Genomic DNA, 23,510 nt, shown 5'->3' with positions numbered 1-23,510 from the left:
CTTCGGATAGTTCAAGTTTTTTATTTCTACCAAAGAAGTCGATGAATTAAGAATTTTTTCCCCTATGTGATTTGGGTTACGGTAAATCAATTATTTGATAGCCAACTTGGTGATTAATTCACCGGTTTATGGGACAAAACCTTGTAGAACATTGGCAAAATATCTACCAAGCCAAGGACACCACTAAGGTAGGCTGGCATCAGGAGAGGCCTCAGATTTCCTTGGATTTCATCGCCAAATCCAAAGTTTCTCCAGAAGATCCGATTATCGATGTGGGTGGAGGAGTTTTTTTCTCAGGAATTTAGTCTGATGGAAGGAATCAATTACGACCACATCACCCCTGCGGGCATACCTCAAAATTATACCGTTTGCTTATTTCAAAGAATCTGAATTTTCACACATTAAACCAAAAATACCATGTCATACTATCAGTCCAAAACCGTAACATCCCAAGACTTGGCTTCTTTAAGAAGTAAAGTGGAAGCCGCCTTAAAAGAGGTAGGCTTTGGGATTCTGACCGAAATCGACATCCAGGCAACTATGAAGAAAAAATTAGACAAGGACTATCCTCCTTATCTGATTTTGGGGGCCTGCAATCCGGTTTTTGCAGATAAAGTCTTAACAGCCGAGCCTCATATCGGCACGCTTTTGCCCTGCAATGTGACGATCCGTGGATTGGGAAATTCAGAGTTTGAGGTAACTATTATGGACCCAATTGCGGCGATGTCAGCTGTACAGAATCCTGCAATTGAACCTTTGGCAGGAGAGGTCAGAGGTAAGTTGATGAGTATGCTGGAAAGCCTGTAGTAAGAATGTTTTCAAACTTCTTTGTTGAACTAGGATTTCTTTAAAAGTTGGAGTTTTGGGCAAAATCAAATACGTGATTATTTTCATTTTTTGATCGGGGGATTTTTCAACTTATCTCTGAATGCTACGTTTCCAAAATAACTCAGGGATTTTTGAAAAGTCAAAGTCTATTCCCTGTCTCTTTGCCTAAGAAGTTTTAATTTTCCCGAAAAAATAAATCCATGCGCAAGAAAAGTTCGCTTCATTCCTCTTATTGGCTGATTTGGCTAGTTTCACTTTTGCTTTTTGTCAATTGTAAAGAGCCATTTGAACAGCCTGTATCAAAAGGTGATGATGGACAGCTGTTCGCGATTGATACCGAGCAAAGTGAGTTGCCCTATTTGGTGATTGACACCCGAGGTGCAGAAATTCCCTACGAGCCGGGGGTGCTGGCTACGATGAAAATCTATCAACGCAAAAAACTGGTTCAGGAGCAAAAGATTGACATCGAGTTCAGGGGAAAGACCTCATTTCGGCTTTCGGACAAAAGGGGGTTCAATTTAGAAACGGTGGATGCCTCAGGAGAAGGGATGGATGTTTCATTTTTCGGTATGCCGGAGGAGGAGGACTGGAGACTGATCGGACATGTGGTCAATTTCAAGGATAAATACATTTGGGATAAATCATTGATTTATAATCCTCTTGCCTATGAGTTGAGCCGGAAAATCGGAAAGTATGCCAGCCGCGGCAAATTTGTAGAAGTGGAGGTAAACGGAGAATACCTTGGGCTCTATTTTTTCTGTGAAAAGCTGAAACGGGATTCCAATCGGATCGATATCAAATCCCTGAATGCCACAGCAACAAATCTGACAGGGGGCTACATTCTCAAAATAGATAAAAGCGATGCAGGGCCGGAACATGACGGGAAGCCTCTGTCTTACTTCATGAGCAATTGGAATGACGATGCGCGATATACCTCGCAAAATAGTTTTAGAAGTGCTTTTGATATTTTTGGGAAACCGCTCAGTTTTCCGGCCTTTCAGCCCCCTTATCATCCACAGCAATTTTTGGAGACTTATTTCAATTACGAATATCCCAATGCTGAAAACATTACCCCTGCCCAAAAAACCTTTATTTCAAATTACATTTTAGACTTCGAAAAGGCATTGTTGGCCGACGATTTCGGAATCGAGGTACGGACATATACCCAATTCATCGATGTAAGATCTTTCGTAGACTATTTCATCATCAATGAGCTCTGTCGCAATGTCGACGCCTATCGCATCAGTACTTTTCTACAAAAAGACAGAGACGGAAAGCTTGCCATGGGACCTGTATGGGATTTTAATATCGGCTTTGATGAGGCAAAGCGAATTCCCGACACAGATTTTGTGATTAATTACAATGACTATGTCAAAAATGACCCCTGGATGGTTCCCTTTTGGTGGGACAGGCTTTTGGCAGATCCTCAGTTTAAGAGAGCGGTGAAAGAGAGATGGACAGCTCTGAGAAAAAGTGAATTGAGTACAGCTACGCTCGCATCCACTGTGGATGAAATGGTTGCCTTATTACAGAAAAACGGTGCAGTGAAGCGCAACTATGCAAAATGGGACCAAGGAATCGGAGTCAACTATGATCAGTCCATTCAGAGCCTTAAACAATTCCTGATTGATCGGTCATCCTGGATGGATGGGCAGATTGGAGGATGGTGAGAATTGTCCATTGAAAATTGCTCATTGAGAGTCGAATTATAAATACATGAAATCAAGCATGACCCAAAGCGTCACACACTGGGATGATTATAATTCATGCGAAGATTCCATCTGACCAATAAAAATCAAATTATAAACAGATGAAATGCCCATGAGAAAGGCTTCTCACACAGGGGAATGATTATCCGGGGCATTCCATCTGACCATTAAAAAACAAAATATAAACAGATGAAATCAAGCATGACCCTTTCGGTGTCACACAGAGGGATGATTATATACCATGCGAGATTCCATCTGACCATAAAAAATCAATTATAAACAGATGAAATCGAGCATGATCCCGTATTTACGGGATCACTCAGGGGGATGCCCCGATAACTATGGGGGATCAGGGCATTCTATCAGACCATAAAAATCAAATTATAAACCGATGAAAGTAATGGTGATTACGATTTAAAAGGTGCGGATATTAATTTACCGAGCTCATTTTTTTGACAGGCACATAATTCTCAAAGGGATATGTTCGAGGCAGAACCTCAATACCGGATGTAATTTTAAACGGTAATTTACCGGGGAAAGTCACTTCAACAAAATGACCTTGATAGTCTTCATGAGTTCATATCGAAAAGGCGAGTCAGGCTAGTGTACATAATCAGCAAGAATGGTAGAAGATTGATGTTTTTTCCCCGGCAACCATTCGCTTGTTGTTTGCGCAAATGAGGAAATGGAAAACAGGAGTGCGGAGAACCAAAAAATCCCAGATCTAGGCTTTGATTTCATTTGGGACTTGGGTTGAATAATTTTAATATTATGATTATACGCTATTCTGCCAGTAAGCAAATTTAATAACTCATTTGGGCCGGATGTCGGGTGTCCGATGTCCGATGAAGCCTAACTTTTGGTGTTTTCAGGTAATTTTAAGTCTATTCAAAATCTACTGGCAAAGTTCCGTACATACATATTTAATATTTTGTATATCCGCTTTTTTACCAGTATCCCTGTTAAATATCGTTTGAAGTTCCTTAGAACATGCTGCGGACCGTCGACCGTCGTCTGTGGACGATTATCCGCAACTTCTATAGCATATTTCTTAATTACTGGCAGGATTGCGGATAATCAGATTTAATATTTTGGTTTTTCAAATTCAATAATATATTCTGACATGTATTTACCAAGATCCGAATATTTGAAGAAAAGCCTTGCTTTTTGCCCTAATTTCAAACTTGTGTATTTATTCTTAATATCATCGGGCGTATTCAAAGGCTGAAGGGATGGATACCAAAGTACATGTCCAGGTTTTGTTACCAATAACTCAGGCTTGGTCCAGGCTTGAGAGTTTGCTCCTTCCCCGAGTTCTTTATGAGGATTAAATGAAATGTATAACTCATCCCCTATCCAGGATTGTCCCTCCACTTTTCCCATGAGCATAACCCAGCACTCGAGGTAGGTATTCCAACTTACAGATGGACCCCAATGGAATCCCCCTGTTGGTGAAGAAGCTGGGCCACCGCCTTCTGTTCTCTGAATTTGCAGTGATGAAACTGGCTTTCCGATTCCATCCCAATCGGCATTAAATCCGACTCCGTCCCAACGCCTAGCCTTACCTTGAGGATTCTCCAGCTCATCGATTCGGATTCGTGCAACGCTGATACATTGGCCTTCCCATTCTTTTTGAGGATCATAATTAAGGGAGTCATAGGTCGCAGGATAGCCATATTCACCATAGAAAAGGTATAAATAATCTCCAACTGCCACTGCAGAGGGATCTCCAACACCGCCGGCAAAAGTCTTGGACGTATTGTGAGGTTTGAGGATCATTCGATCTTGTTTGTCTTCAAGTAAGAGCCCTTTGTTTTCCCAATTCCAGCCACCATCAGTTGATTTCATTATTCCGATTCTGGGAACAGCTGCTGGTGTGATTCTGTCTGTCAGCCCAAGAGGCCAATTTTTATCGATATATCCTTCGCCTGTTTTCGGGTTAAATGGAAGGGTCTCCGGATAATTTTCGTTGTGGTAAATGGCGTAAAGTGTTTGTCCGCTTGGATCTTTGGAGTCCTGATAGACTGTTTCAAACCAGACAGCTCCATGAAGTCCGGGCTGACCAATAGGGGCATTTTTTGTAATGGTAGGGGCAATGTATTCCGAAGCCGCAGTGCTGAAAACTTCATCAGCATTTGCTCCACTTGCAAATTTGAGTTCATCCGAAAACCCCCAAACCGGATCTTCACCATATTTTCCGGGAAAAATTCTCAGCGTATCCCCAATCCAAGCTTCTGCCATGTTGCAATCCACGAAGTTGTTGAAGAAAAAGGTGTCAGTTTCTACTAATCTGAATTTTGGAGTTTTGAAGTCGATTCCAAAGATTTCTTCTTCGTTGGAAGCACTTCTCTGACTACAAGAGTATTGAAAAATCAGGGATAAAAGAAAAAGGACAGGGTAGGTCGGGTTTTTAATAGTATCCATAGTGATTAGAGTAGATTTTTTCAATTTTTCAAAACTTCCAAATTTGACAAGGATAGTGCATGGATTTTTGTAGGTAACCTATCGCAACATCGGGAACAGTCTTATTATCTCGGCTTTATTGGGCTGAGTTCCGTATTCACAGATCTCAAAGGCTTCAGCAAATTTCACCTGAGCTGCTTTTTCCTTCCCATACCATTCTTCCAAGGCTTTCATCACACTTGGATTCGGTGCTGAAGTGCGCTTGGATTTCAGCCATGCTTTGCGTTCTGCCGCTCCGGCAGGGATGACATCGGGATCATTGGCGATCCAGGGAAGCCACTCGTAAAACTGCGACACATGGGCATCCAAGGCATCTATTTTTTTGTCAATCACAGATGTGATGTCGATGGCAATGTGTGGATGGAAGGGGTTGGGTTTCTGAAAATTATCCTGATAGTACAGGAAAACTGGATTTTTGCGAAGGGGAGGAGTATCAGCGGCGATGTTGGGAACACCAACCATAAAGGCTGCATCCTGCACCAGAATCCCGGTATAGCGGTGATCAGGGTGGTAGTCATTGGATCGGTGCGAAATCACCACGTCGGCATCCCATTCGCGTATTTTCCGGATCACATCCAGGCGGATTTCCAAATTGGGCAGGAGTTCGCCGTCATGGTTGTCCAGGACATCATAGGTGATGCCCAATCGCTTGGCCACTTCTTGAGTTTCTGCGTAGCGTCGCTTGGCGAGCATTCCGCCACCCATTTCCATATGTCCGGCATCTCCGTTGGTGATAGAAAGAAACTTCACCTGATGGCCCATGGCAGCGAAGAGGGCGGCAGTGCCTCCTCCTTTGATATCGCAATCATCCGGGTGAGCTCCGATAAACATGATGCGGAGTGGTTTTTCCTGGGAGAAGGATACTTGCTGAAAAAGGAAAGTCAGAAATAGAAATAGGCTTAAGAATGGTTTCATGGATTTTGATTTTGAAAGAAAAAGCTAAAGAAAACATTGGTTAAAACCAATATTCTGAGGATCCCAATTTTATTGTTGATTAATTGTTGTCTGGTAGAGCCCTGAGGTACGAACGATAGATTTTGATTTTTTTGTCGGATGCAGCAATTGATGAGGTATAAGTTTCTTGCCCAAAACCTGAAGAGATTTCGACTGTTCATAAGAAAGCGTATATTCCTTTAAAGTTTGTTGTCACGAATAATTCATGCAATTAAAAAACAGTAGTTTTGGTTTTTTCAGATTAATATTTATCCTGATTGGGCTGGTACATCCTTGTTTGGCGCAAAAGAAAGCGGTGTCAGCAAAGTCGCCTAATATTATAATAATCCTTGCCGATGACATGGGTTACGGGGATATCAGCACCTTAAATCCTGATTCCAAGATTCGAACACCCTCGCTCGACAAGCTGGTACAACAAGGAATTTCCTTTACCAATGCCCATTCAAGTGCATCCGTTTGTACTCCTTCCCGGTATGGATTGCTGACAGGACGCTATGCTTTCAGATCAAAAACAGCTGCTTACGGAATCGGAGGATTCGATCGGCCGGTGATTGAGGAAGAAAGAGAGACCTTGGCTTCGACTCTTAAAAAATCCGGCTATGCGACTGCTGTCATTGGCAAATGGCACTTGGGACTTGATTGGCAAACCAAAGACGGCTTGCCGGCTAAGCTTGATCAAAAGACAGGGTACTCGAATGTCGATTATTCCAAAGAAGTCAAGAAAGGTCCCAACAATGTTGGATTTGATTACTCCTTCATTCATCCCGCTTCCCTGGATATTCCGCCTTATGTTTTTCTCAGAAATCATAAAGTAATTGATCCGGACATCGTGCTGACCACATCAGTATATCCGGTCAGAAAAGAGCGTGCCCTATATGCCTGGGACAAAAAGCATACGGATAGCTTAGCTGTATATTGGGAGAAGGGGGTCTGGTGGAGACAGGGAGAAATGTCCAAATCATTCCGAATAGAAACCTGCCAATCTACCATTGTCAGGGAAGGAATCGCCTTTATCGATAGTCAGGTGAGCAAAAACGCCGCTCAGCCATTTTTCCTATACCTGCCATTGACCGGGCCGCATACACCCTGGATGCCAGGGGATAAATTTAGAGGGAAATCGGATATCGGCTTGTATGGAGATTTTGTAATGGAAATCGATGATATCGTAGCGCAGATCAGGGAAACCTTGATTCGAAACAAGATCGATGAAAATACCCTAATCATATTTGCCAGTGATAACGGTGCCTATTGGCCGGAGGAAGAGATCAAACTTCAGGGACACAATTCCAATTCCGGAACCAAAGGCCAAAAAGGCGACGTATGGGATGGGGGTCACCGGATTCCATTGATTATGTCCTGGCCGGAGGAAATTCCAGGAAATGCCCAATACCCTCATTTACTGAGTCTGACTGATTTTTTTGCTACCCTGTCTGATTTGCTTGGGCTGGTATCTTCCGAAAATCAAGGCAGAGACAGTGAGAGTTTTTCACAGGTGTTTCGGGCTGAGTGGGACAAGCCGCATCGCAATGACATGGTTCATCACTCCTCGGGAAACCTGTATGGAATTCGCGTTGTTGACTGGAAATTCATTGAAGGCTTGGGTTCCGGAGGATTTACGGTTCCTGCTCATATTACCCCGGAAATCGTAGGGCCAACAGGGCAACTTTACCAAATTTCATCAGATCCACGGGAGCAGGAAAACCTGTTTTTGAAATATCCTGAGAAAGTTGCTGAATTGAGTAATTTGATGAATAAAATCACAAATCGGGACTGAATTTGGAGAGAGTAAGACCTGTCAGGTTTTCAAAACCTGACAGGTCTAAACTATTCACCAAGTAATACTAGTTTTTAGGTATTTAGTAAATTAACCATTGAGAATTCACTCTATCTTTCCAGTACATAAAAACAAATACTGGAAATAGGCTTTAAATCTAATTTCAGGCCTTCTTCTGTCTCCGGTCTTCCTGCCAAAAACCATTGAAAATTCGCCTACTGATTTAAAAGGGAATTCCTATAAATTTTATTTAGGAGCACTTCATCTTTCCAGTATGAATTGAAAAGGTCAATAAACTTTTGATCCATTTCATCCGAATCCCCATAGGAGGCTCGCACTTCTTTTAGTTTGGCGTGTGAGTCCCTGCGTATAGCTGCATATTCAGGAGCTTCATAGACATTGTGCATCTCATTTGGGTCTTTTTGCTTCGTATTGGGCGATTCCGTCGAAAGGGGTATATGCTGTTATGAAAAAAAATAAAGCTGCAGTTAATCTGTTTCTATTCATGATGATTTCGAAATGGATTTTAGTGACGAATGGGTTCTGGGTTCTTTTTGAAGCAGAAAATCAAAAGCTTGTTTTTCCTTTCCTGATACCTTCCACAGCTTTGATCTCTATTTCCAGTGGATCACCCAAGAGCATTGATCCGGTTTCGGTAATGACATAGGCATCTTCCACCCGAATCCCGCCGAAATCCCGATACCGAGCCAGTTTTTCGTAATCAATGTATTCGCGGTGTAATTTTTTGGCCTGCCATAGATCGATCAGTTTGGGTATAAAATAAATCCCGGGTTCAATGGTAAGCACAAATCCTTTTTCCAATTCTCTTCCCAATCGAAGTGACTTCAGCCCAAATTGCGTGCTTTTTTTGAGATCCTCGGTATATCCCACATATTCTTCACCCAAATCTTCCATATCGTGGACATCCATGCCCATCATGTGTCCCAAGCCACACTGAAAAAACAAGGCATGGGCACCTTGATTGACAGCTTCATCCAAATCTCCTTTCATCAGCCCCAAGTCTTTAAGCCCTTCTGCCAGTTTTCTGCATGCCAGGAGGTGAACTTCCTTAAATCGGATCCCGGGTTTTAATGCGTCCACAGCGGTCTGATAGGCATGGAGTACGATTTGATAGACCTCCCGTTGGCTGTCCGTAAATCTTGAACCCACGGGGATAGTCCGGGTGATGTCACCGGCATAATGCATCCCTGACTCGGCTCCAAAATCCCCCAAGAGCATTTTCCCCTCTACCAGCGTATTGGAATAGTTGTGATTGTGGAGGATTTGCCCGTCTATGGTAATGATAGGTGGAAAAGATAAGCTGCCGCCTAAGGAAAGGACCTGACCTGTCACCAAGCCAAGGAGCTCGTGTTCCTTCATTCCCGGTTTGGCTTCAAGCATCAATTTTTTGTGCATGCTGACGCTGATGTTCACCGCTTTGGTCAACTCTTGGATTTCTTCTTCTGACTTGACTGATCTGAGGGAAACAACGGCCTTGATAAAATCCACTGAGGCCTGTGACTGAATTTCTACTGGCGATTTTTCCAGCCATTCGGCAAGTTTTTGAGAATTTTCCGGGCGATAGGGAGGTAGAAAATGGATGCGCTGGTTATCCAATAATGACAAAAACTTGGAGATTTCACTTTTGGAAATTGTTTTTTCCACTCCAATCTCTGATGCCAAGTCAAGAAGAGCCGGATGAGATCCCTGCCAGATTGATTCTTCTATAGTCAGATTGTCTCCAAAAATGATCTCCACGTCCCGGTCTATGTCGATCATTGCGGCAAGACCCGGCATATTCAAACCAAAGAAATAAAGGAAGGTACTGTCCTGCCTGAACGGATACCAGTTGTCTTTGAAGTTGACGCTGCTTTCTTCATTTCCTAAAAAAAGAAGCAGACCGGAGCCCATTTTCTTCTTCAGCTGATTCCTTCTTTCGATGTAAGTTTCTTTTGGAAAAATATTCATAAAAGTTTTTCTATTTGAGACTTACTGTATTTTTAAATAGGACTTCCCCGACTTGTTCCGAATTAAAATCCCCCCAAGATGCTGTTTCATAAGTCCTGTATGGCACATTGAACACCCGCCTCCCGGAGGGCAGGAAGTCGAAATGTGGCCTGGTTCAATAGTAACCGCTTTCACTCTTTTACCGATGACAGGGTATATTTTGTTTTGAAAATATTAATAATTCGAAATTCTATTCCGGTTATATGCATTACTATTTTCCCTTCAACAAGTTAAAAGGCCATCGCATTTTGGTTAGCCTATTCTTTTTCTTCGTTCTTTTGGCTTGACCCAAAAGAACCAATCCCGATAGCTATCGGGACAAGATTTGCCAAAGCTCCAACCCTGCCTACCGCCTTTCGCATGGAAAACCCTGTCATTCCCTTTTTGTATGTTCCCGGAATATTTAAGACTCAATGTGACAAGAAACAGTTATGAGACAGCCCCTTTACTATAACACATTAAGTGATTGCTCTTTGATTTTTTCCAGTTCATCCTTCATTAGGATGACATGCTTTTGAATTTCCGCATCATTTGCTTTGGATCCGATGGTATTAATCTCTCTACCAATTTCCTGACTGATGAACCCTAGTTTTTTACCTTGACCATTTTCTTCGCTCAGCGATTTCATGAAGTAATCTAGGTGGGTTTCTAACCTTACGAGCTCTTCAGTGATATCAAGTTTTTCGAAATAATAGATCAGTTCCTGCTCAAATCGATTGGCATCAAAAGAATTCTCATCCATCCATTGGGTAAAATGATTGCGGATCCGTTGTCTGATTCGCTCTTTTCGGATAGGTTCCTCCTGTTTGACCCGCTCAAAAGCGGATCTGATCACCGTAATATTTTCCTCGAGTTTGGAATACAATGAAGCGCCCTCGTCTATTCTGAAGCCGTCACATTTTTTCAACGCTTCTTCCAACACCAATTTAGTCTGCTCCCAATCATCACCATCTTCTCTTTCCATTGGAATCGAAGTGATTACATTTGGAGACTGTAAGGCAAGCTTAAATAAGTCATTTGAAGGAGTCCCAACTAACTCAGCCAGGTTTTTGAATTCCTCAAAATAAGCCTTAAAAAGGCCCTGATTAATTGTGATGGGAAGATTTTCACTTCCTCTCGGAACAAATTCGATGGAGACACTTACTTTTCCACGATCTAGAATGGATTGGGCTAATCCCCGAATTTCAGACTCTTTATCAGAAAATTGTCGTGGGCTACGGATGGATAAATCCAAAATTTTTGAGTTGAGCGACCGAACTTCGATTTGAATCATCATTTGCTCATTCTCAAATCCGGCAACACCAAAGCCGGTCATTGATTTGATCATAAATTATTAGCAATTAGAAATTATAACCTAAAGTAAAGTAAAACTTCAGGTTTTCGGTCTCATAATTTCGGATTGGACGGGCTACGTCGAATTTGACGTAATAATTCATTAAAACAGTCCTCAATCCCGCTCCATAACTTTGGAGCCATGGATTATTGAAATTGTTGAGCACCACCACAAAAGGGGACCCCGGTGTATTGATCACTTCTGTGTTTTGATCATTGACACGCTCCCATGGTGCAAAATCATTCCATGCAGATCCGATATCATAAAACCCGACTAGCTGGAAGTTTCTTACAAAGTTGGAAGTAATATTACCTCGGGACAGATATGAGAATAGCGGAATTCTTAATTCTGTAGTAAAAGTAATCACGTTTCTACCCCTGATTTCGTCATAGTCATATCCTCTTAGATCTACAAAATCAGCAAAGAGAATATTTGAATTTTCCGCGCCGGAGGGATTTCTCACCGGAGAAGGTTCGGGTCTGTTGGATGGTGGATTGTAAAACTCATTAAACAACCAATTGTCCATTCCGCCAATGAGGTAATTTTGTGGATTTTTCCCCATAAAAGACCCTACATATAGCTTGGAGGCCAAGGTGATGTTTTTGTGAATCTTTTGATAATTGCGAAGATCTAAGTAAAAATTACTGAATGAACGATTCGCATGATTCAAGCCTTGGTAATGCATAAAGCCAACCTTGGCTTTTAGACCAGTAAAGGAATAAAGTCCCATTGGCTCCGTTCGATCGTAAACAAATTCTGCCTTTCCTCCGGCATAATTGACGTCCAAACGGTTTTGATCGGGAACTTGGCCAAAGATCAAGGAATCTGCATTTAGATTAAAATATTGGGTTTTTGCAATTAAGGGCGCAACATAAAATCTCGAATTGATATTTAAAGGATAGGAAACACCCGCTTCAATTTGGGTCAATACATACTTTTGAAAAGAGATATCATTTTCAGAAACTCGGATGGTTTTTCTGTCAAACCTACCTCTAAAATCAAGTCTACTTTTCAAATAATCGTATTCAAACCAAACATCTCCTCCGGAAGTAAAATTCAATGCAGTCATTATCCCGGCAGAAAAAATGTGATTATCGAGAACATCACTCATTTTCCCGTTGAGGCTGATGCCAAACCCTCTAAGTGGATCAACAACGGCCCTGGTATTGATATGATTGGTGAAAAACTGGGGTTCCATTCTCCTTGGCCCCGTCACCCTCTTTTGTAAAGATTGCCTTCTGAAAGATTCCAGGAGATTCGTTCGCGTCAAATCAGGACGGTTAGTTTCTGCTGGGGTTTTAAGCTGTGGAAGCGTGTCAAAAGTGTAATTTTCTGTATCGATACCTTTTCCAGACTCAAATCTCAATCGATCCAGATTAATTGAAGAAGTCCTGTTTATTTGAAGTGTATCGATTGGTGCAGGCTCTTGAATTGGAGCGGGTATTGATGGCGATTGCGCTGCAGCATTTGTTCTTTGCTCGAGCAATCTCCTCGCTGCCAAGCGTTCGTTTAAGTCTTTAGCTTGAGCGAGTTGGACCCGGGGCGTACTGGGAGTAAATTGGTCCACGCCACTATAGCCTTCCACATACAAAAGTGATTCTTTCCCACTTCTCAGCGCGTAGGCTATTTTATTCATTCTGCTGGTCACGTCAAAAACCTCTATGCTCTTGTCAAACGCTGATATTTGATTGGAAACCTGATTACCGATGCTGAAACGCATCAAATTCGTGATTCCGCTCAAATCACTCAAGTAGAGCAGGGTATTACTGTTTAATCTACGCGGATGGATGTTTTTGCTATTGGAGTTAGTGAGCTTTGTGAAAATGGTGGTATCCTTCAATACATCCACTCTAATCAGGTTATACTGATTAGGTAAAACATTAATATCAGGAGTAGCCGTCAAGACTGAATCAGGAAAAACCACGTAATTTGATGAGTAAACAATGACTGAATCGTTCAGAAAAACAGGAGTTAAATCATCAAAAATATCGTTTGTCAGCCGTTTGCCTTGGCCCCTTACATTGAGTGTATAAATATCAGATTTTCCATTGGAGATGGCTGAAAGAACCATATTCTTGCCTGATTCATTAAAATCGAGACTTAAGATCTGAGTGATATTTCTAAGAAAAATCTTATCCTGATTTGATCCGTCAATCGACCGAAGTCTCAAAGTCGTAAAACCTCTCTTGAAGGAAGCTATTGCCAAATTAGCAGAGTCTCTCCAGGCTATGATCGGAGAATGCAGATTAGGAGAAAGTTCATCATAGCTTGCTCCTCCCTGGAAAATGGTCTGCTCGGTACCATTGGAGAGATCTCGTACAATTACTTTAAATTTCCCGGCATTGTTGAGCACATATCCGAGCAAAAGTCCATCGGGACTAAATTTAATGTCGCTGATTGCACCATCTACCCTTGAAGATGTTCTTGCGATTGCCGACTCTGGAGAAACGCTTTTGAAGGAGGCAAAGACGGGTTCATTAATTTTTAGATAATAGTTTTTCCAGTCTTCAAAAAACACCTTCGCGTTTACACCAATCGTATTGGCTATGCTGTTTTCCTCGTTTCTATTGATTCGTGATAAGTTGAGTATACTGGAGACATATCTACGGCCATATTTTTCAGAGATGTAATTCCAGATGGATTGTCCTACCAAACCGGCCTCTATTCCTGTTAGATTCAGGATTTTCGGATTTTTATTATCTCTTAAATATTGCCGGATGAAGTCATCCATTTCCCTACTCCAACCTTTGGCAAGATAAAGTGCCGCCCCGTCAATATACCAAGCCGGAAAATCATTGACCAGATTAGCCTGGAACGCATCAGCAACCGAAGCGCCGTATAGCATCTCCTTGATGATGACCTTGGAAGTGGCATAAATAATATCCGCTTTGAATTGGTCCACTCGCCCTTTGTACGAGACCTCAGCTATCAGTCTTGTAAACCTTGTCTGACCATCTTCAGTGTATTTCTGACTATTGAGATTCAGGTTACTTTGAAGACCTTCTTCAGGAGAGTTATAGATATAAATCCTAGGCTTGGTATAGGCTACATAGCCGATCATTTGCGTGAGTTTATCAAACTCGGCCTCTAGATATTCAATTGCCATTTTGGCATTAGCACCCCCTCGATCATAATAGTAAACCTCAAAATTATTGGACGAATAAAAATACCACTGAAGTTCTTTGTGCTGAATACGGTTTTTACCAAATCGCTCTTGGTCAAACTGAGCCCAAGAAATGGAAGAACTTCCGATGAAGAGACATAAGATCAAAAGTCGAAAGACTATATATCGCATTCGGATCAGGATTGATAGGTTTTAAATATACTTAAAATACCGAGCTATATCCACCTCAGTTTGGATAGGTTGAGATTTTATCAGGTATTGGGTCATTATTTTACTAAAATACGGCACAAGAGATACACCCTTAGCGCCGAATCCATTGAAAATGTAAACGCCGTCTTCAGTAGGATGTTTGCCGAGAAATGGTTTTCGATCTTTAGTCGCCGGACGAATCCCTGTTTTGTGACTTTTTATTGCTCCAATCGGCACCTTTACTACATCAGAGAGCTTACTTATAATCTCATTTCTAGCGGTCTCGGTGGGCCCAATGTCCAAATCATGCCAAGTATACGTGGATCCTACCCGATAAATCCCTTTGCTCAATTGCACTCTAAACACTCCTCTATTTACGATGAAATCAGGATCAAAGTCTTGCGCTACCTCGAGAATTTCTCCTTTCACAGGAGCAAAGGGTAAATAATTGAAAAACTGAGTTTTTAACGCACCAAGTCCATTACAAAAAACCAGATTTTTAGCAGTCATAGTTTTATACTTCCAGCCATCTGCGCACTTTTCAAGCAATTTTTCATCAAACTCCTGCAAAATCAATCGCTCCCCAAAGTATGAAGCCATTCCATCGAGAAATTCATTGATATTCAACCAGCCGGACATCTTTAAAAGTACCCCGCCAAATGGATCTCGCAACTCGGGATATTGACTTTTTGTAAAAATCTCCTCGATAAACATCCCGATTTTAGGATCACTTGAATGACCCATCCACTCATTTTGTTCTTCGATGGAGTGAAAAGGGCGATAAATCTTTTTTCTCGTCAGAAATTCCCTCCCGCTGACTCGTTCCAATTCCTCATAAAACGGTTCAATTTCCGGAAAAAGATATTCGGCAATCCAGGATTTCACCATTTTCCGACCTGTCACAGGATTATATAAGCCCGCTGCCACACGGCTGCTTTTGTTTGATTCCGGTTGATCCAAAATCACAATCCTTTGACCTAGATGCTCCAGTCTGTAGCCCAGTGCTGTACCGGCGATGCCTTGTCCAATGATCAAAAAATCAATTTCCATAACCCAAATTAAAGGCATAATTCATTACTTTGCTGCGATCACATCAACTTTTGCAATGCTTTATATCAAGTCCTTCACATTCAACCCTTTTCAAGAAAACACCTATTTGGCTTATGATGACCTGGGGAGCGCTGTATTGATTGATCCGGGATGTCATACTGTGGGTGAACGAAAGGATCTCGAGGACTTTGTAATTTCAAAGGAATTGAAAGTACTTCACCTTCTCAATACGCACTGCCACATCGACCATGTTCTAGGCAATGCCTGGGCAAAGAAGCGATTCGGAATACCACTATGGATTCATGAAAAAGAAATCCCTGTACTGAAGTCAGTGGAAGTCTATGCTCCTAATTATGGTTTTCAAGGCTATGAATCCTCAGAGGCAGATTACTTCTTAACAGAAGGACAGGAATTCAAGGTGGGAGAAGAATTACTTAAAGTACTCTTTGTACCGGGACATGCACCGGGCCACGTGGTTTTTTATCATGAAAAAAGCAAGCAGTGCATCGCCGGGGACACGCTTTTCCGTGGAAGCATTGGCAGAACAGATCTCACGGGAGGAAATCATGCCTTATTGTTGGAGAAAATTAAAACCCAGCTCTTCTCCCTTCCTGCTGAAACGGTTATTTACTCAGGTCACGGCCCGGAAACCAAAATAGCCTTCGAAAAAATCTACAATCCGTTTGTAGGAGAACGGGCCATCCAATGAAGATCAAAGCCCAAATCCCAAATTTACTTACACTCCTCAATTTACTTTTTGGAGTCGTGGGGATTATATGGGTGTTAAATGGGAATATTCTTTCCGGTGCTTACTTTGTACTGATTGCCGCAGTATTTGATTTTTTGGATGGGTTTGTTGCCCGACTACTCAAAGTTCAGAGTGCTATTGGAAAAGAATTGGACTCGCTCGCGGATGTTGTCTCATTTGGAGTATTGCCGGGTTTGATTCTCTTTATGATGACAAAAAATGAAGTTCAATCGGCGTCTTTACTTCCTTATTTGACCTTGATTGTCCCCATGCTTTCAGCTTATCGCCTTGCCAAATTCAACCTGGATACCAGACAGAGCGACCGATTCATCGGGCTACCGACTCCTGCAAATGCCTTATTTCTGAGTACCCTTCCCTATTTGGCACTTACATGGCCAACCCTTGGAAGCTGGCTTTACTCCCCGGTTTTATTGATCTTTTTAGCATGGATTTTCGCTATTCTATTGATAAGCGAACTTCCCCTTATCGCTTTGAAATTCAAAAGTCTTTCTTTTCCTAAAAATCGCTTTCGCTATATTCTTATCATTCTCAGCATAAGTATATTCGCCTGGCTCCAATTGGCAGGCATCCCTCTGGTGATTTTGGCGTATATTGGACTATCTGTGATCGAAAATGCAATAGGAAGTGAATGAGGTGGAATGTTACAGTTTGGGGTATTGGTCTTTTTTTAAGTCTTTTCGCGAGGCTCTCTTTTGCGCAATCAAATTTTTTTCAGTTTAAAACCATAAATCAGGGAGTCTATAGAATCTCTGCGGAACAGGCCGCAAAACTTGGCTTTGCCAACCTTTCTGAAGTCAGCGTCTACGGATTCCCCGGCATGCTTCCCCAACAAGTCCAAGCCGATCAAATGGATCTTCAGGAAATTCCGGCCTTACAAAGCGGCAGTAATCTTTATTTTTTTCTCTCAGGTCCAAATACACTCACTTTTTCTCCAAATGGATTGAGTTATTCCCACCATTTATTTTCTGATTCCCTGAGTTTTCTCATTGGAAAAAAAACGAATCCGCTAAGAATTCCGCAAAAGTCTGCCAATTCACAAGCTTCAAACCCAAACCAAGTCTGGTATAGGTTCACTACATTCAAAGAGGAGAAAACTAATATTCTTAACTCTGGCAGGAATTGGTTTTCGGCCCCCATCCGTCAGGGACAAAGTCTCAATGTCAACCTAGCCTTGAGATCGGAGGCCTCACTGCCCTGGATTCTGCATGGGAAATTGATGGCCCAATCTTTTTCCAATTCCACCATGAGGATACTCACGGGAAACGAGCTTTTGGGAGAACTTGCATTTAATTCCATTCCAAATTCCACTTTTGGAACGAAAGGACGCGAGGCAATTTTTGATTTGAGAATCAATCCAAACGGGAATTTACTTTCACAAATCAGATTTACATTTCAGGGTTCAGGCTCAGAATCGGCCGGTTATTTGGATTATTTCGTGGTCGGCGTTCCATTTTCAAATTCAAACCTGACAGAAGGGATTTTTGAAGCAGAAAACCCGGGCACCATAACTTTAGACCCGCGTTTTCAAACATGGGAAGTAAGTGATTTTTTCAATCCAACAGCATTCAATCCCAGCTCAGGGCGCATTGCTTTGGGTAAAAAGTGGGTAATCTTCTCACCCACAAAGGTGACCGAAATCGAGAAATTAAAACCTGTCTTCCCAGATTTAAGAGATTCGGATAATTCTCCTGAACTCCTGATTATCACTTCCCCGCTTTTGCTATCGTCAGCAACCAAACTGCGTACTCACAAGGAACGAATGGGGGTCAAAACCTCAGTAGTAACTACTGACCAAATCTATCAAAGCTTCGGCTATGGTAATCCTGATCTCAACGCAATCAGAAATTTCATTGCTTATCAATACCAAAAGGATAAAAAAATCGAGAACGTGCTACTCCTTGGCAAAGGCACGTTTGATTATAAGAGAAAACTGGGAGGAAGACCGAATCTGGTTCCGATCTACACAAGTCGCGAAAGCTTGAATCCCCTTACTACATTCAGTTCAGATGACTATTATGGCTTGATTGATTGGGGACAGGGCATTTGGGAAGAATCACGCGAAGGCGATGAACCGATGCAAATCGGCGTGGGAAGGCTTCCGGCGATCAACTTTACGGAAGCGAATGAGATGGTCGAAAAAATCATTCGCTATGAGACAAACCCCATTCGTTCGCCCAAATCCTCTCGGGTTACTTTTTTAGCTGACGATGCGGACAACAATATCCACGTCAGGGATGCAGAAGCACACGCGGCCTATTTGACGAAAAATCATCCCGAATTTCTGGTTCAAAAGCTTTATTTGGACAGGTTCGAGCAAGAGAGATCAGGGACAAGACAGAGCGCTCCACAAGCAAAGGCAGCCTTGGCAAAGACATTGGAAGAGGGCACTTTGATACTCAATTACATCGGTCACGGAAATGAAACCACGTTGACGGCAGAGGAGATATTCAGAGTCCCCGACATTGCAGATTGGGCTAGACAAAAGGAACTGGCGCTATGGGTCACGGCAACTTGTGAATTTGGAAGACATGACAGTCCATTTGTAAGGTCGGCCGCCGAAGAATTACTTTTCGCCCGGGAAAAAGGCGCTGTTGCTTTATTGACTACGGGAAGGCCTGTATTTAGCAGTGTCAATTTTGCATTGAATGAGGTTTTTATCAAAGAAGTTTTCCGGAAAAATGAAGGGCAACACCAAACTTTTGGAGCAATTTTCAAAAACACAAAAAACCAAAGCCTCAACGGCGCACTAAATCGAAACTTTTCACTTCTGGGAGATCCTAGCCTCAAGCTTGCCATTCCCGACCTTGAGCTAAAAATAACAGCTATCACAGATGGGAAAAGTGGTACACCGGCAGACACGCTGAAGGCATTTCAGGAAATAGTTTTAAAAGCAGAAGTCATCGATCCATTGACTCAGGCATTCCAGTCCGGATTCAATGGGGAATATCAAATTGAAGTCCGGGACAAACCTGTGACTCAGCAAACTCTGGGAGATGAAAGCAGTCCCTATGAATTTGAAGAAGAAAAAGTATTGATTTTTAAGGGTCAAGGGAAAATTGAGGCTGGAATTCTAGAAGCCAAATTCCTTATTCCAAGGGGTATCAATCCGAAATTTGGAAATGGAAATCTCAGAATCCGAGCTTGGGATACCCGAACAGGCCTACAAGCCATCGGCAGCAAAAAACCTGTAATAGGAGGAATACAACCTAACCCGAACACGGATACGACCGGACCGGAAATTAGACCAATTCTCAACGGTCAAGAAGCAGGCCCTTTTTTGTTTCCTGCTACAAGAATCGAAATTGAAGCGTTGCTTGTTGACCAAAGTGGAATCAATGTCTCCGGATTTATCCCTGGTCAGGACCTCAGCATTCAAGTCAATGATCAGTCTCCCATCATCCTGAATGAAATATACCTTGCAAAAAATGGCGATTACAGGGAAGGAAGCTTTAAAGTTTTCTTGGAAGGTTTGTTGGAAGGAAAAAATAGCATTCTGATCAGAGCTTGGGATACTGTTGGGAATGAAAATTCGCTTAGTCTGGAAGTTGAAATTAAAGGAAGCAATCTGATGCAAATTCTGGATCATAAAGTTTATCCAAATCCCACATCAGTTGAAAGTAATTTTGAAATCAAACACAATCGTCCGGGGAAAAACCTAAATCTTACTTTGGAAGTTTACTCGCTAACCGGTCAAATACTATTTTCGGAATCATTTCGTTTGGTAGGAGCTGAAGAGAATGTTCATATTTTGTCATGGATATTTTTGCAAAGCCGATCAAAATATCCAGCAAAAGGAACTTATATTTACAAATTAGCGCTGCAGTCAGAATCTGACTTTTCCTCGGATTCGGTCAGTGGAAAAATAATTATTCGATGAAAATAAAGGCTATAGAAAGCTGGAAAAGCACTCTTTTAATCGTCTTCGCCTTGGGTGGTTTTTCTTCCTATGCCCAAAACAGTGTAATTATATCCGGCCAAGATCCAAACAGACGTGTAATCACCACAGCTGTTCCTTTTTTAAATTTCGCCCCTGATTCCCGACATTCCGGAATGGGTGACGTGGGAGTAGCTACATCCCCTGACGCTAATTCTGCGCATTGGAATTCAGGAAAGCTTGCATTTATTAAAGATGATTTGGGTTTTTCACTTTCTTACTCTCCATGGCTTGGCAGGTTAGTCAATGATATGTCGGTCAGTTATTTGACAGGATTCAAAAAAATTGATGAAAATTCTGCTTTTGGATTTGATATGCGCTATTTCAATATGGGCAATATTCAACTGACTGATGGAGTCGGTAATCCATTGGGGGAATTTAACCCAAGAGATATTGCCATAGGAGGCACTTACTCCCGAAAACTATCGCAAAACTTTGGTTTGGGGATTTCAGCTCGATTCATTCATTCCAATCTTTCAGGAAATATCTCCTCTGCCGGAGGATCAGAAGCTAAGCCTGGAATCAGTGTCGGAACTGATATCGGACTCTATTATCAAAAACCCATCTTCATCGGCGCAAAAGACGGGACTTGGTCTTGGGGTGCTGCTATTACCAATATTGGTCCTAAAATCACTTACAACAGTGCTGAAGATCTGGACTATATCCCGACCAACTTCCGCATAGGCACTGCCTATTCAATCAATTTTGATCCGGTCAATTCGATCACTTTTGCACTGGATTTCAACAAACTAATGGTACCTACTCCCCCACTGTATGAGACCAATCAGGACGGTTCTCTTGCTACAGACGAAAATGGAAACTTGATCATAAAGGCGGGAGAAGACCCTAACAGGGCCTTGATTTCAGGCATGTTTGGATCATTTTCGGATGCACCTGACGGGTTTAATGAGGAGCTAAGAGAATTCAACATTTCATTTGGCGTAGAATACAAATACGCTGAAAAATTCGCTTTACGAACGGGCTATTTTTATGAAAATCCAAGCAAGGGTGGACGAAGATATTTCACCATGGGACTGGGAATGACTCTCAAAAAGATTGGTTTCGACTTTTCTTATTTAGTGCCCCAAGTACAAAACCACCCCTTGGCTGAGACGCTCCGATTCTCCCTGCTTTACACGATTAACAGCAATTAATGCATCTAAACAGATCAAAAGCGCCTGAATTCATCATTCCGGAAGACTTTGTATTGCCCGCTCCACAAGCGCGGAAACTCACAGGAAGCAGGACTCTGTTTTTTATCCCAACTCCAAATCTGGATGCGGTAAAACTTGAAGTCATCGGAAAAAGCCAACGATTAATCCTCTCCTTGGGAAAATCGCTGGTCTCGTCCTTTACCTTGCAAATGCTCACAGAAGGCACACACACGTACTCTGAATCCCAACTTTCTGAATTTTTCGATTTCCACGCCACGGAAGTTCATCCGCTACTGACTTATTCACATGAGGGGATGAGTCTCGTCACCACCAGAAAGCATCTATCTGAGGTATTACCTGTATTTAGTTCCCTTTTTGATCAGGCGGTTTTTCCGGAGGAAAGTCTTGAAAAAAGGAAATCCCAGCGAAAGCTCAGCCTACGCTTGGAAAAGGAAAAATCAGCTTCACGGGCAAGCCATTTGTTTCGAAAGGCTCTTTTTGGAGAAAATCACCCTTTCGGACTGGAAATCACCGAAGAACATGTAGATAATGTTCAACGAAACGATCTTATCGACTATTACCGAAATAATTTACTGACAGACACGGAGTTCTTCCTCTGCGGTAATCTTGACTCGGATGAACTTCTTATAATCGAGTCTATACTCAACAAAATCCCATCCAGAACCGAAGGAACTCCGGGAATACTTCCACCTGTCACGATGAACCCAAAAATTCATGAGGAGCGTCAACAGGCCTTGCAATCCAGTATCAGAATTGGCAATTGGTCCATCCCAAAATCTCATCCGGATTTTCAGGCACTGGCTGTTTTCAATACAATTTTAGGGGGGTATTTTGGGTCACGATTGATCAAAAATATCCGAGAAGACAAAGGCCACACTTATGGGATCAGTTCTTCCTTAGCTGAGATTGGTGACATCAATTATTGGGTAGTGGGTGCAGATGTACAAAAAGCATACACAGGAGACGTTCTTACTGAAATTTACAATGAAATACGAATACTCAGCCAAGAGGCTGTTTCCGAAGAAGAACTTGAAGTAGTAAGAAATTACCTCATTGGGCAAATGCTGGGCAGATTTAGCTCGTCTTTTGATTTAATTGATCGCTTTCGATCAGTGCATCATTCAGGCTTGGATTTTCATTTTTACATGGAAAAGTTGGCATTTCTCAGAAAGTTTACTGCCGAAGACATTCTGGAAATCGGTAAAAAATACTTTTCTAATCTGCCCTTTGTAGAAGTGGTGGTCGGGTAATCAAGTCAGCCGGACATACAGCCAAGAAATGTCCCATTCCTGTTTTGCCCAAATTTTATAAATAAAAAACCGAAGACTTTTCATCTTCAAACTTTCTCCCAAGTCCACCAATTCGCGTGCTGGAATAAAATTAGCCGACCAAAGTGCATGTTTTAGTTCGTACAGGATTCTTCTTTTCAAAGCACGGTTTTCTTCTGGATAGATGTTCATCAGGTGAATCTTAAAACAGACTTTAACTGTACTTGGAAGCATTTTGGATTGGTGATTTTGATACTGAGAAGAAGACATGGAGTTTTCATGTTTTCGTTTGAGCACTCCTATGTGATCCGAAAATACCGCCGGATGATATCTTGCCATCCTTATTTGGATATCGAAGTCCTCGTAGTACAGTGACTCATCATAGCCCCCCTCTTTTCGTAGCACAGCGGTATTAAAAACGACCGTAGGAGAGCAAATGAAATTTCGTTGAATCAATGTTGCATAGATATTGCTAAGCTCTATTTCTTCGATCAAGTCCCCACCCGTATTTCTTTTGTAGAATGTCCTGACCTCACCCTTTTGATCCAAAACATATGCGTCTGAGAAGACAAATCCTGCATATGGTGCCATTTTCAATTCACGGATTGAATAGCTGAGATGCTCCGGATATAAGATATCATCGCCAGATAAATCCACGAGGTATTGACTGTTGACTTGGGCTAGCACATCATTGAACAATCGACAATAAGACTGCATTTCCTCATGAAAAATAGTTTCAATAGACATTTCGCCTGCGGATATTTTCACCCAGTTTCGGATTTTTTCACCTGTATCATCCGTACTTCCATTATCAACAACGATTAGCTCTTTGGCATAATAATCCTGTGCGCAGACACTTTCCAAAGTCTGTTCAATCCATTCCCCGTGATTGTATGCAATACAAATTACCGTGACCAAATCTGAGGTTTCCAT

At 42.0% G+C, this 23,510-nt stretch carries 17 protein-coding genes; 9 read left to right on the top strand and 8 right to left on the bottom strand.

What is annotated here, in order from left to right; all coding sequences use genetic code 11:
* Positions 1–128: 128 nt before the first annotated feature.
* The 3 genes from BLQ81_RS22185 to BLQ81_RS02960 all read left to right on the top strand — a co-directional run bounded on the left by BLQ81_RS22185 (position 129) and on the right by BLQ81_RS02960 (position 2,498).
* Positions 129–305: a hypothetical protein gene (locus BLQ81_RS22185; protein WP_175454159.1), complete on the top strand. Its 177-nt coding sequence runs from the start codon at positions 129–131 to the stop codon at positions 303–305.
* A gap of 112 nt (positions 306–417) precedes the next feature.
* Complete coding sequence (locus BLQ81_RS02965) at positions 418–807, top strand: DUF302 domain-containing protein (RefSeq protein WP_092728466.1); 390 nt, start codon at positions 418–420, stop codon at positions 805–807.
* A gap of 221 nt (positions 808–1,028) precedes the next feature.
* A complete protein-coding gene (locus tag BLQ81_RS02960) occupies positions 1,029–2,498 on the top strand; it encodes a CotH kinase family protein (RefSeq protein WP_092728465.1) in 1,470 nt (489 codons plus the stop codon).
* Between the two features lie 1,122 nt (positions 2,499–3,620).
* On the opposite strand, the gene BLQ81_RS02955 is transcribed toward BLQ81_RS02960, so the two are convergent.
* Both BLQ81_RS02955 and BLQ81_RS02950 read right to left on the bottom strand, forming a co-directional pair.
* Positions 3,621–4,961: a hypothetical protein gene (locus tag BLQ81_RS02955; protein ID WP_245693148.1), complete on the bottom strand. Its 1,341-nt coding sequence runs from the start codon at positions 4,959–4,961 to the stop codon at positions 3,621–3,623.
* A 78-nt stretch (positions 4,962–5,039) separates the two neighbouring features.
* A complete protein-coding gene (locus BLQ81_RS02950) occupies positions 5,040–5,915 on the bottom strand; it encodes a PIG-L deacetylase family protein (RefSeq protein ID WP_092728464.1) in 876 nt (291 codons plus the stop codon).
* A 244-nt stretch (positions 5,916–6,159) separates the two neighbouring features.
* Here BLQ81_RS02950 and BLQ81_RS02940 point away from each other — a divergent pair, with 244 nt between their 5' ends.
* Complete coding sequence (locus BLQ81_RS02940) at positions 6,160–7,728, top strand: sulfatase family protein (protein WP_092728462.1); 1,569 nt, start codon at positions 6,160–6,162, stop codon at positions 7,726–7,728.
* Positions 7,729–7,943: 215 nt separating this feature from the next.
* Here BLQ81_RS02940 and BLQ81_RS02935 read toward each other — a convergent pair whose 3' ends face one another.
* From BLQ81_RS02935 to BLQ81_RS02915, 5 genes are all read right to left on the bottom strand, one after another.
* On the bottom strand, positions 7,944–8,135 hold the full coding sequence (locus BLQ81_RS02935; protein ID WP_092728461.1) for a hypothetical protein: 192 nt from the start codon (positions 8,133–8,135) through the stop codon (positions 7,944–7,946).
* A 160-nt stretch (positions 8,136–8,295) separates the two neighbouring features.
* Positions 8,296–9,696 carry an aminopeptidase P family protein gene (locus tag BLQ81_RS02930; protein ID WP_092728460.1) on the bottom strand — a complete coding sequence of 467 codons (1,401 nt, stop codon included), beginning with the start codon at positions 9,694–9,696 and terminating at the stop codon, positions 8,296–8,298.
* 487 nt (positions 9,697–10,183) lie between these two features.
* Positions 10,184–11,062 carry a YicC/YloC family endoribonuclease gene (locus BLQ81_RS02925; RefSeq protein ID WP_092728459.1) on the bottom strand — a complete coding sequence of 293 codons (879 nt, stop codon included), beginning with the start codon at positions 11,060–11,062 and terminating at the stop codon, positions 10,184–10,186.
* A gap of 13 nt (positions 11,063–11,075) precedes the next feature.
* Positions 11,076–14,363 (bottom strand): BamA/TamA family outer membrane protein, encoded by a 3,288-nt coding sequence (locus tag BLQ81_RS02920; RefSeq protein ID WP_092728458.1) that lies wholly within the window; start codon positions 14,361–14,363, stop codon positions 11,076–11,078.
* A gap of 21 nt (positions 14,364–14,384) precedes the next feature.
* The gene (locus tag BLQ81_RS02915) at positions 14,385–15,431 is read right to left on the bottom strand and encodes an NAD(P)/FAD-dependent oxidoreductase (protein WP_092728457.1); all 1,047 of its coding nucleotides are present in this window, start codon (positions 15,429–15,431) and stop codon (positions 14,385–14,387) included.
* Positions 15,432–15,486: 55 nt separating this feature from the next.
* Between BLQ81_RS02915 and BLQ81_RS02910 the strand changes: the two genes are divergently transcribed.
* From BLQ81_RS02910 to BLQ81_RS02890, 5 genes are read left to right on the top strand one after another with little or no spacing between them, the layout of a single operon-like run.
* On the top strand, positions 15,487–16,140 hold the full coding sequence (locus BLQ81_RS02910; protein WP_092728599.1) for an MBL fold metallo-hydrolase: 654 nt from the start codon (positions 15,487–15,489) through the stop codon (positions 16,138–16,140).
* Positions 16,137–16,832, top strand: coding sequence for a CDP-diacylglycerol--serine O-phosphatidyltransferase (gene pssA / locus BLQ81_RS02905; protein WP_092728456.1), 696 nt, complete (start codon positions 16,137–16,139; stop codon positions 16,830–16,832). The genes BLQ81_RS02910 and pssA overlap by 4 nt, the downstream gene beginning before the upstream one ends.
* Positions 16,829–20,077, top strand: coding sequence for a type IX secretion system sortase PorU (porU, locus tag BLQ81_RS02900; protein WP_092728455.1), 3,249 nt, complete (start codon positions 16,829–16,831; stop codon positions 20,075–20,077). Before pssA ends, porU begins: the two co-directional genes overlap by 4 nt.
* Positions 20,074–21,288 carry a type IX secretion system outer membrane channel protein PorV gene (gene porV / locus BLQ81_RS02895; RefSeq protein ID WP_092728454.1) on the top strand — a complete coding sequence of 405 codons (1,215 nt, stop codon included), beginning with the start codon at positions 20,074–20,076 and terminating at the stop codon, positions 21,286–21,288. Before porU ends, porV begins: the two co-directional genes overlap by 4 nt.
* The gene (locus BLQ81_RS02890) at positions 21,288–22,559 is read left to right on the top strand and encodes a M16 family metallopeptidase (RefSeq protein WP_092728453.1); all 1,272 of its coding nucleotides are present in this window, start codon (positions 21,288–21,290) and stop codon (positions 22,557–22,559) included. Before porV ends, BLQ81_RS02890 begins: the two co-directional genes overlap by 1 nt.
* On the opposite strand, the gene BLQ81_RS02885 is transcribed toward BLQ81_RS02890, so the two are convergent.
* On the bottom strand, positions 22,560–23,510 hold the full coding sequence (locus BLQ81_RS02885; RefSeq protein WP_139183553.1) for a glycosyltransferase family 2 protein: 951 nt from the start codon (positions 23,508–23,510) through the stop codon (positions 22,560–22,562).

Origin of the sequence: Algoriphagus alkaliphilus (genome assembly GCF_900103735.1) — a bacterium.
GTDB classification, from domain to species: Bacteria; Bacteroidota; Bacteroidia; order Cytophagales; family Cyclobacteriaceae; genus Algoriphagus; species Algoriphagus alkaliphilus.
The sequence above is the reverse complement of the archived record's forward strand: the minus strand, read 5'-3'. Positions and strand labels throughout refer to the sequence as shown.

Excerpts from the sequence above, each read along its gene's own strand:
- pssA (WP_092728456.1), top strand. The coding sequence starts at position 16,137 with ATGAAGATCAAAGCCCAAATCCCAAATTTACTTACACTCCTCAATTTA.
- BLQ81_RS02955 (WP_245693148.1), bottom strand. The coding sequence starts at position 4,961 with ATGGATACTATTAAAAACCCGACCTACCCTGTCCTTTTTCTTTTATCC.
- BLQ81_RS02885 (WP_139183553.1), bottom strand. The coding sequence starts at position 23,510 with ATGGAAACCTCAGATTTGGTCACGGTAATTTGTATTGCATACAATCAC.
- BLQ81_RS02925 (WP_092728459.1), bottom strand. The coding sequence starts at position 11,062 with ATGATCAAATCAATGACCGGCTTTGGTGTTGCCGGATTTGAGAATGAG.
- porV (WP_092728454.1), top strand. The coding sequence starts at position 20,074 with ATGAAAATAAAGGCTATAGAAAGCTGGAAAAGCACTCTTTTAATCGTC.
- BLQ81_RS02940 (WP_092728462.1), top strand. The coding sequence starts at position 6,160 with ATGCAATTAAAAAACAGTAGTTTTGGTTTTTTCAGATTAATATTTATC.
- BLQ81_RS02930 (WP_092728460.1), bottom strand. The coding sequence starts at position 9,696 with ATGAATATTTTTCCAAAAGAAACTTACATCGAAAGAAGGAATCAGCTG.
- BLQ81_RS02920 (WP_092728458.1), bottom strand. The coding sequence starts at position 14,363 with ATGCGATATATAGTCTTTCGACTTTTGATCTTATGTCTCTTCATCGGA.
- BLQ81_RS02960 (WP_092728465.1), top strand. The coding sequence starts at position 1,029 with ATGCGCAAGAAAAGTTCGCTTCATTCCTCTTATTGGCTGATTTGGCTA.
- BLQ81_RS02935 (WP_092728461.1), bottom strand. The coding sequence starts at position 8,135 with ATGCACAATGTCTATGAAGCTCCTGAATATGCAGCTATACGCAGGGAC.
- BLQ81_RS22185 (WP_175454159.1), top strand. The coding sequence starts at position 129 with ATGGGACAAAACCTTGTAGAACATTGGCAAAATATCTACCAAGCCAAG.
- porU (WP_092728455.1), top strand. The coding sequence starts at position 16,829 with ATGAGGTGGAATGTTACAGTTTGGGGTATTGGTCTTTTTTTAAGTCTT.
- BLQ81_RS02915 (WP_092728457.1), bottom strand. The coding sequence starts at position 15,431 with ATGGAAATTGATTTTTTGATCATTGGACAAGGCATCGCCGGTACAGCA.
- BLQ81_RS02950 (WP_092728464.1), bottom strand. The coding sequence starts at position 5,915 with ATGAAACCATTCTTAAGCCTATTTCTATTTCTGACTTTCCTTTTTCAG.
- BLQ81_RS02910 (WP_092728599.1), top strand. The coding sequence starts at position 15,487 with ATGCTTTATATCAAGTCCTTCACATTCAACCCTTTTCAAGAAAACACC.
- BLQ81_RS02890 (WP_092728453.1), top strand. The coding sequence starts at position 21,288 with ATGCATCTAAACAGATCAAAAGCGCCTGAATTCATCATTCCGGAAGAC.
- BLQ81_RS02965 (WP_092728466.1), top strand. The coding sequence starts at position 418 with ATGTCATACTATCAGTCCAAAACCGTAACATCCCAAGACTTGGCTTCT.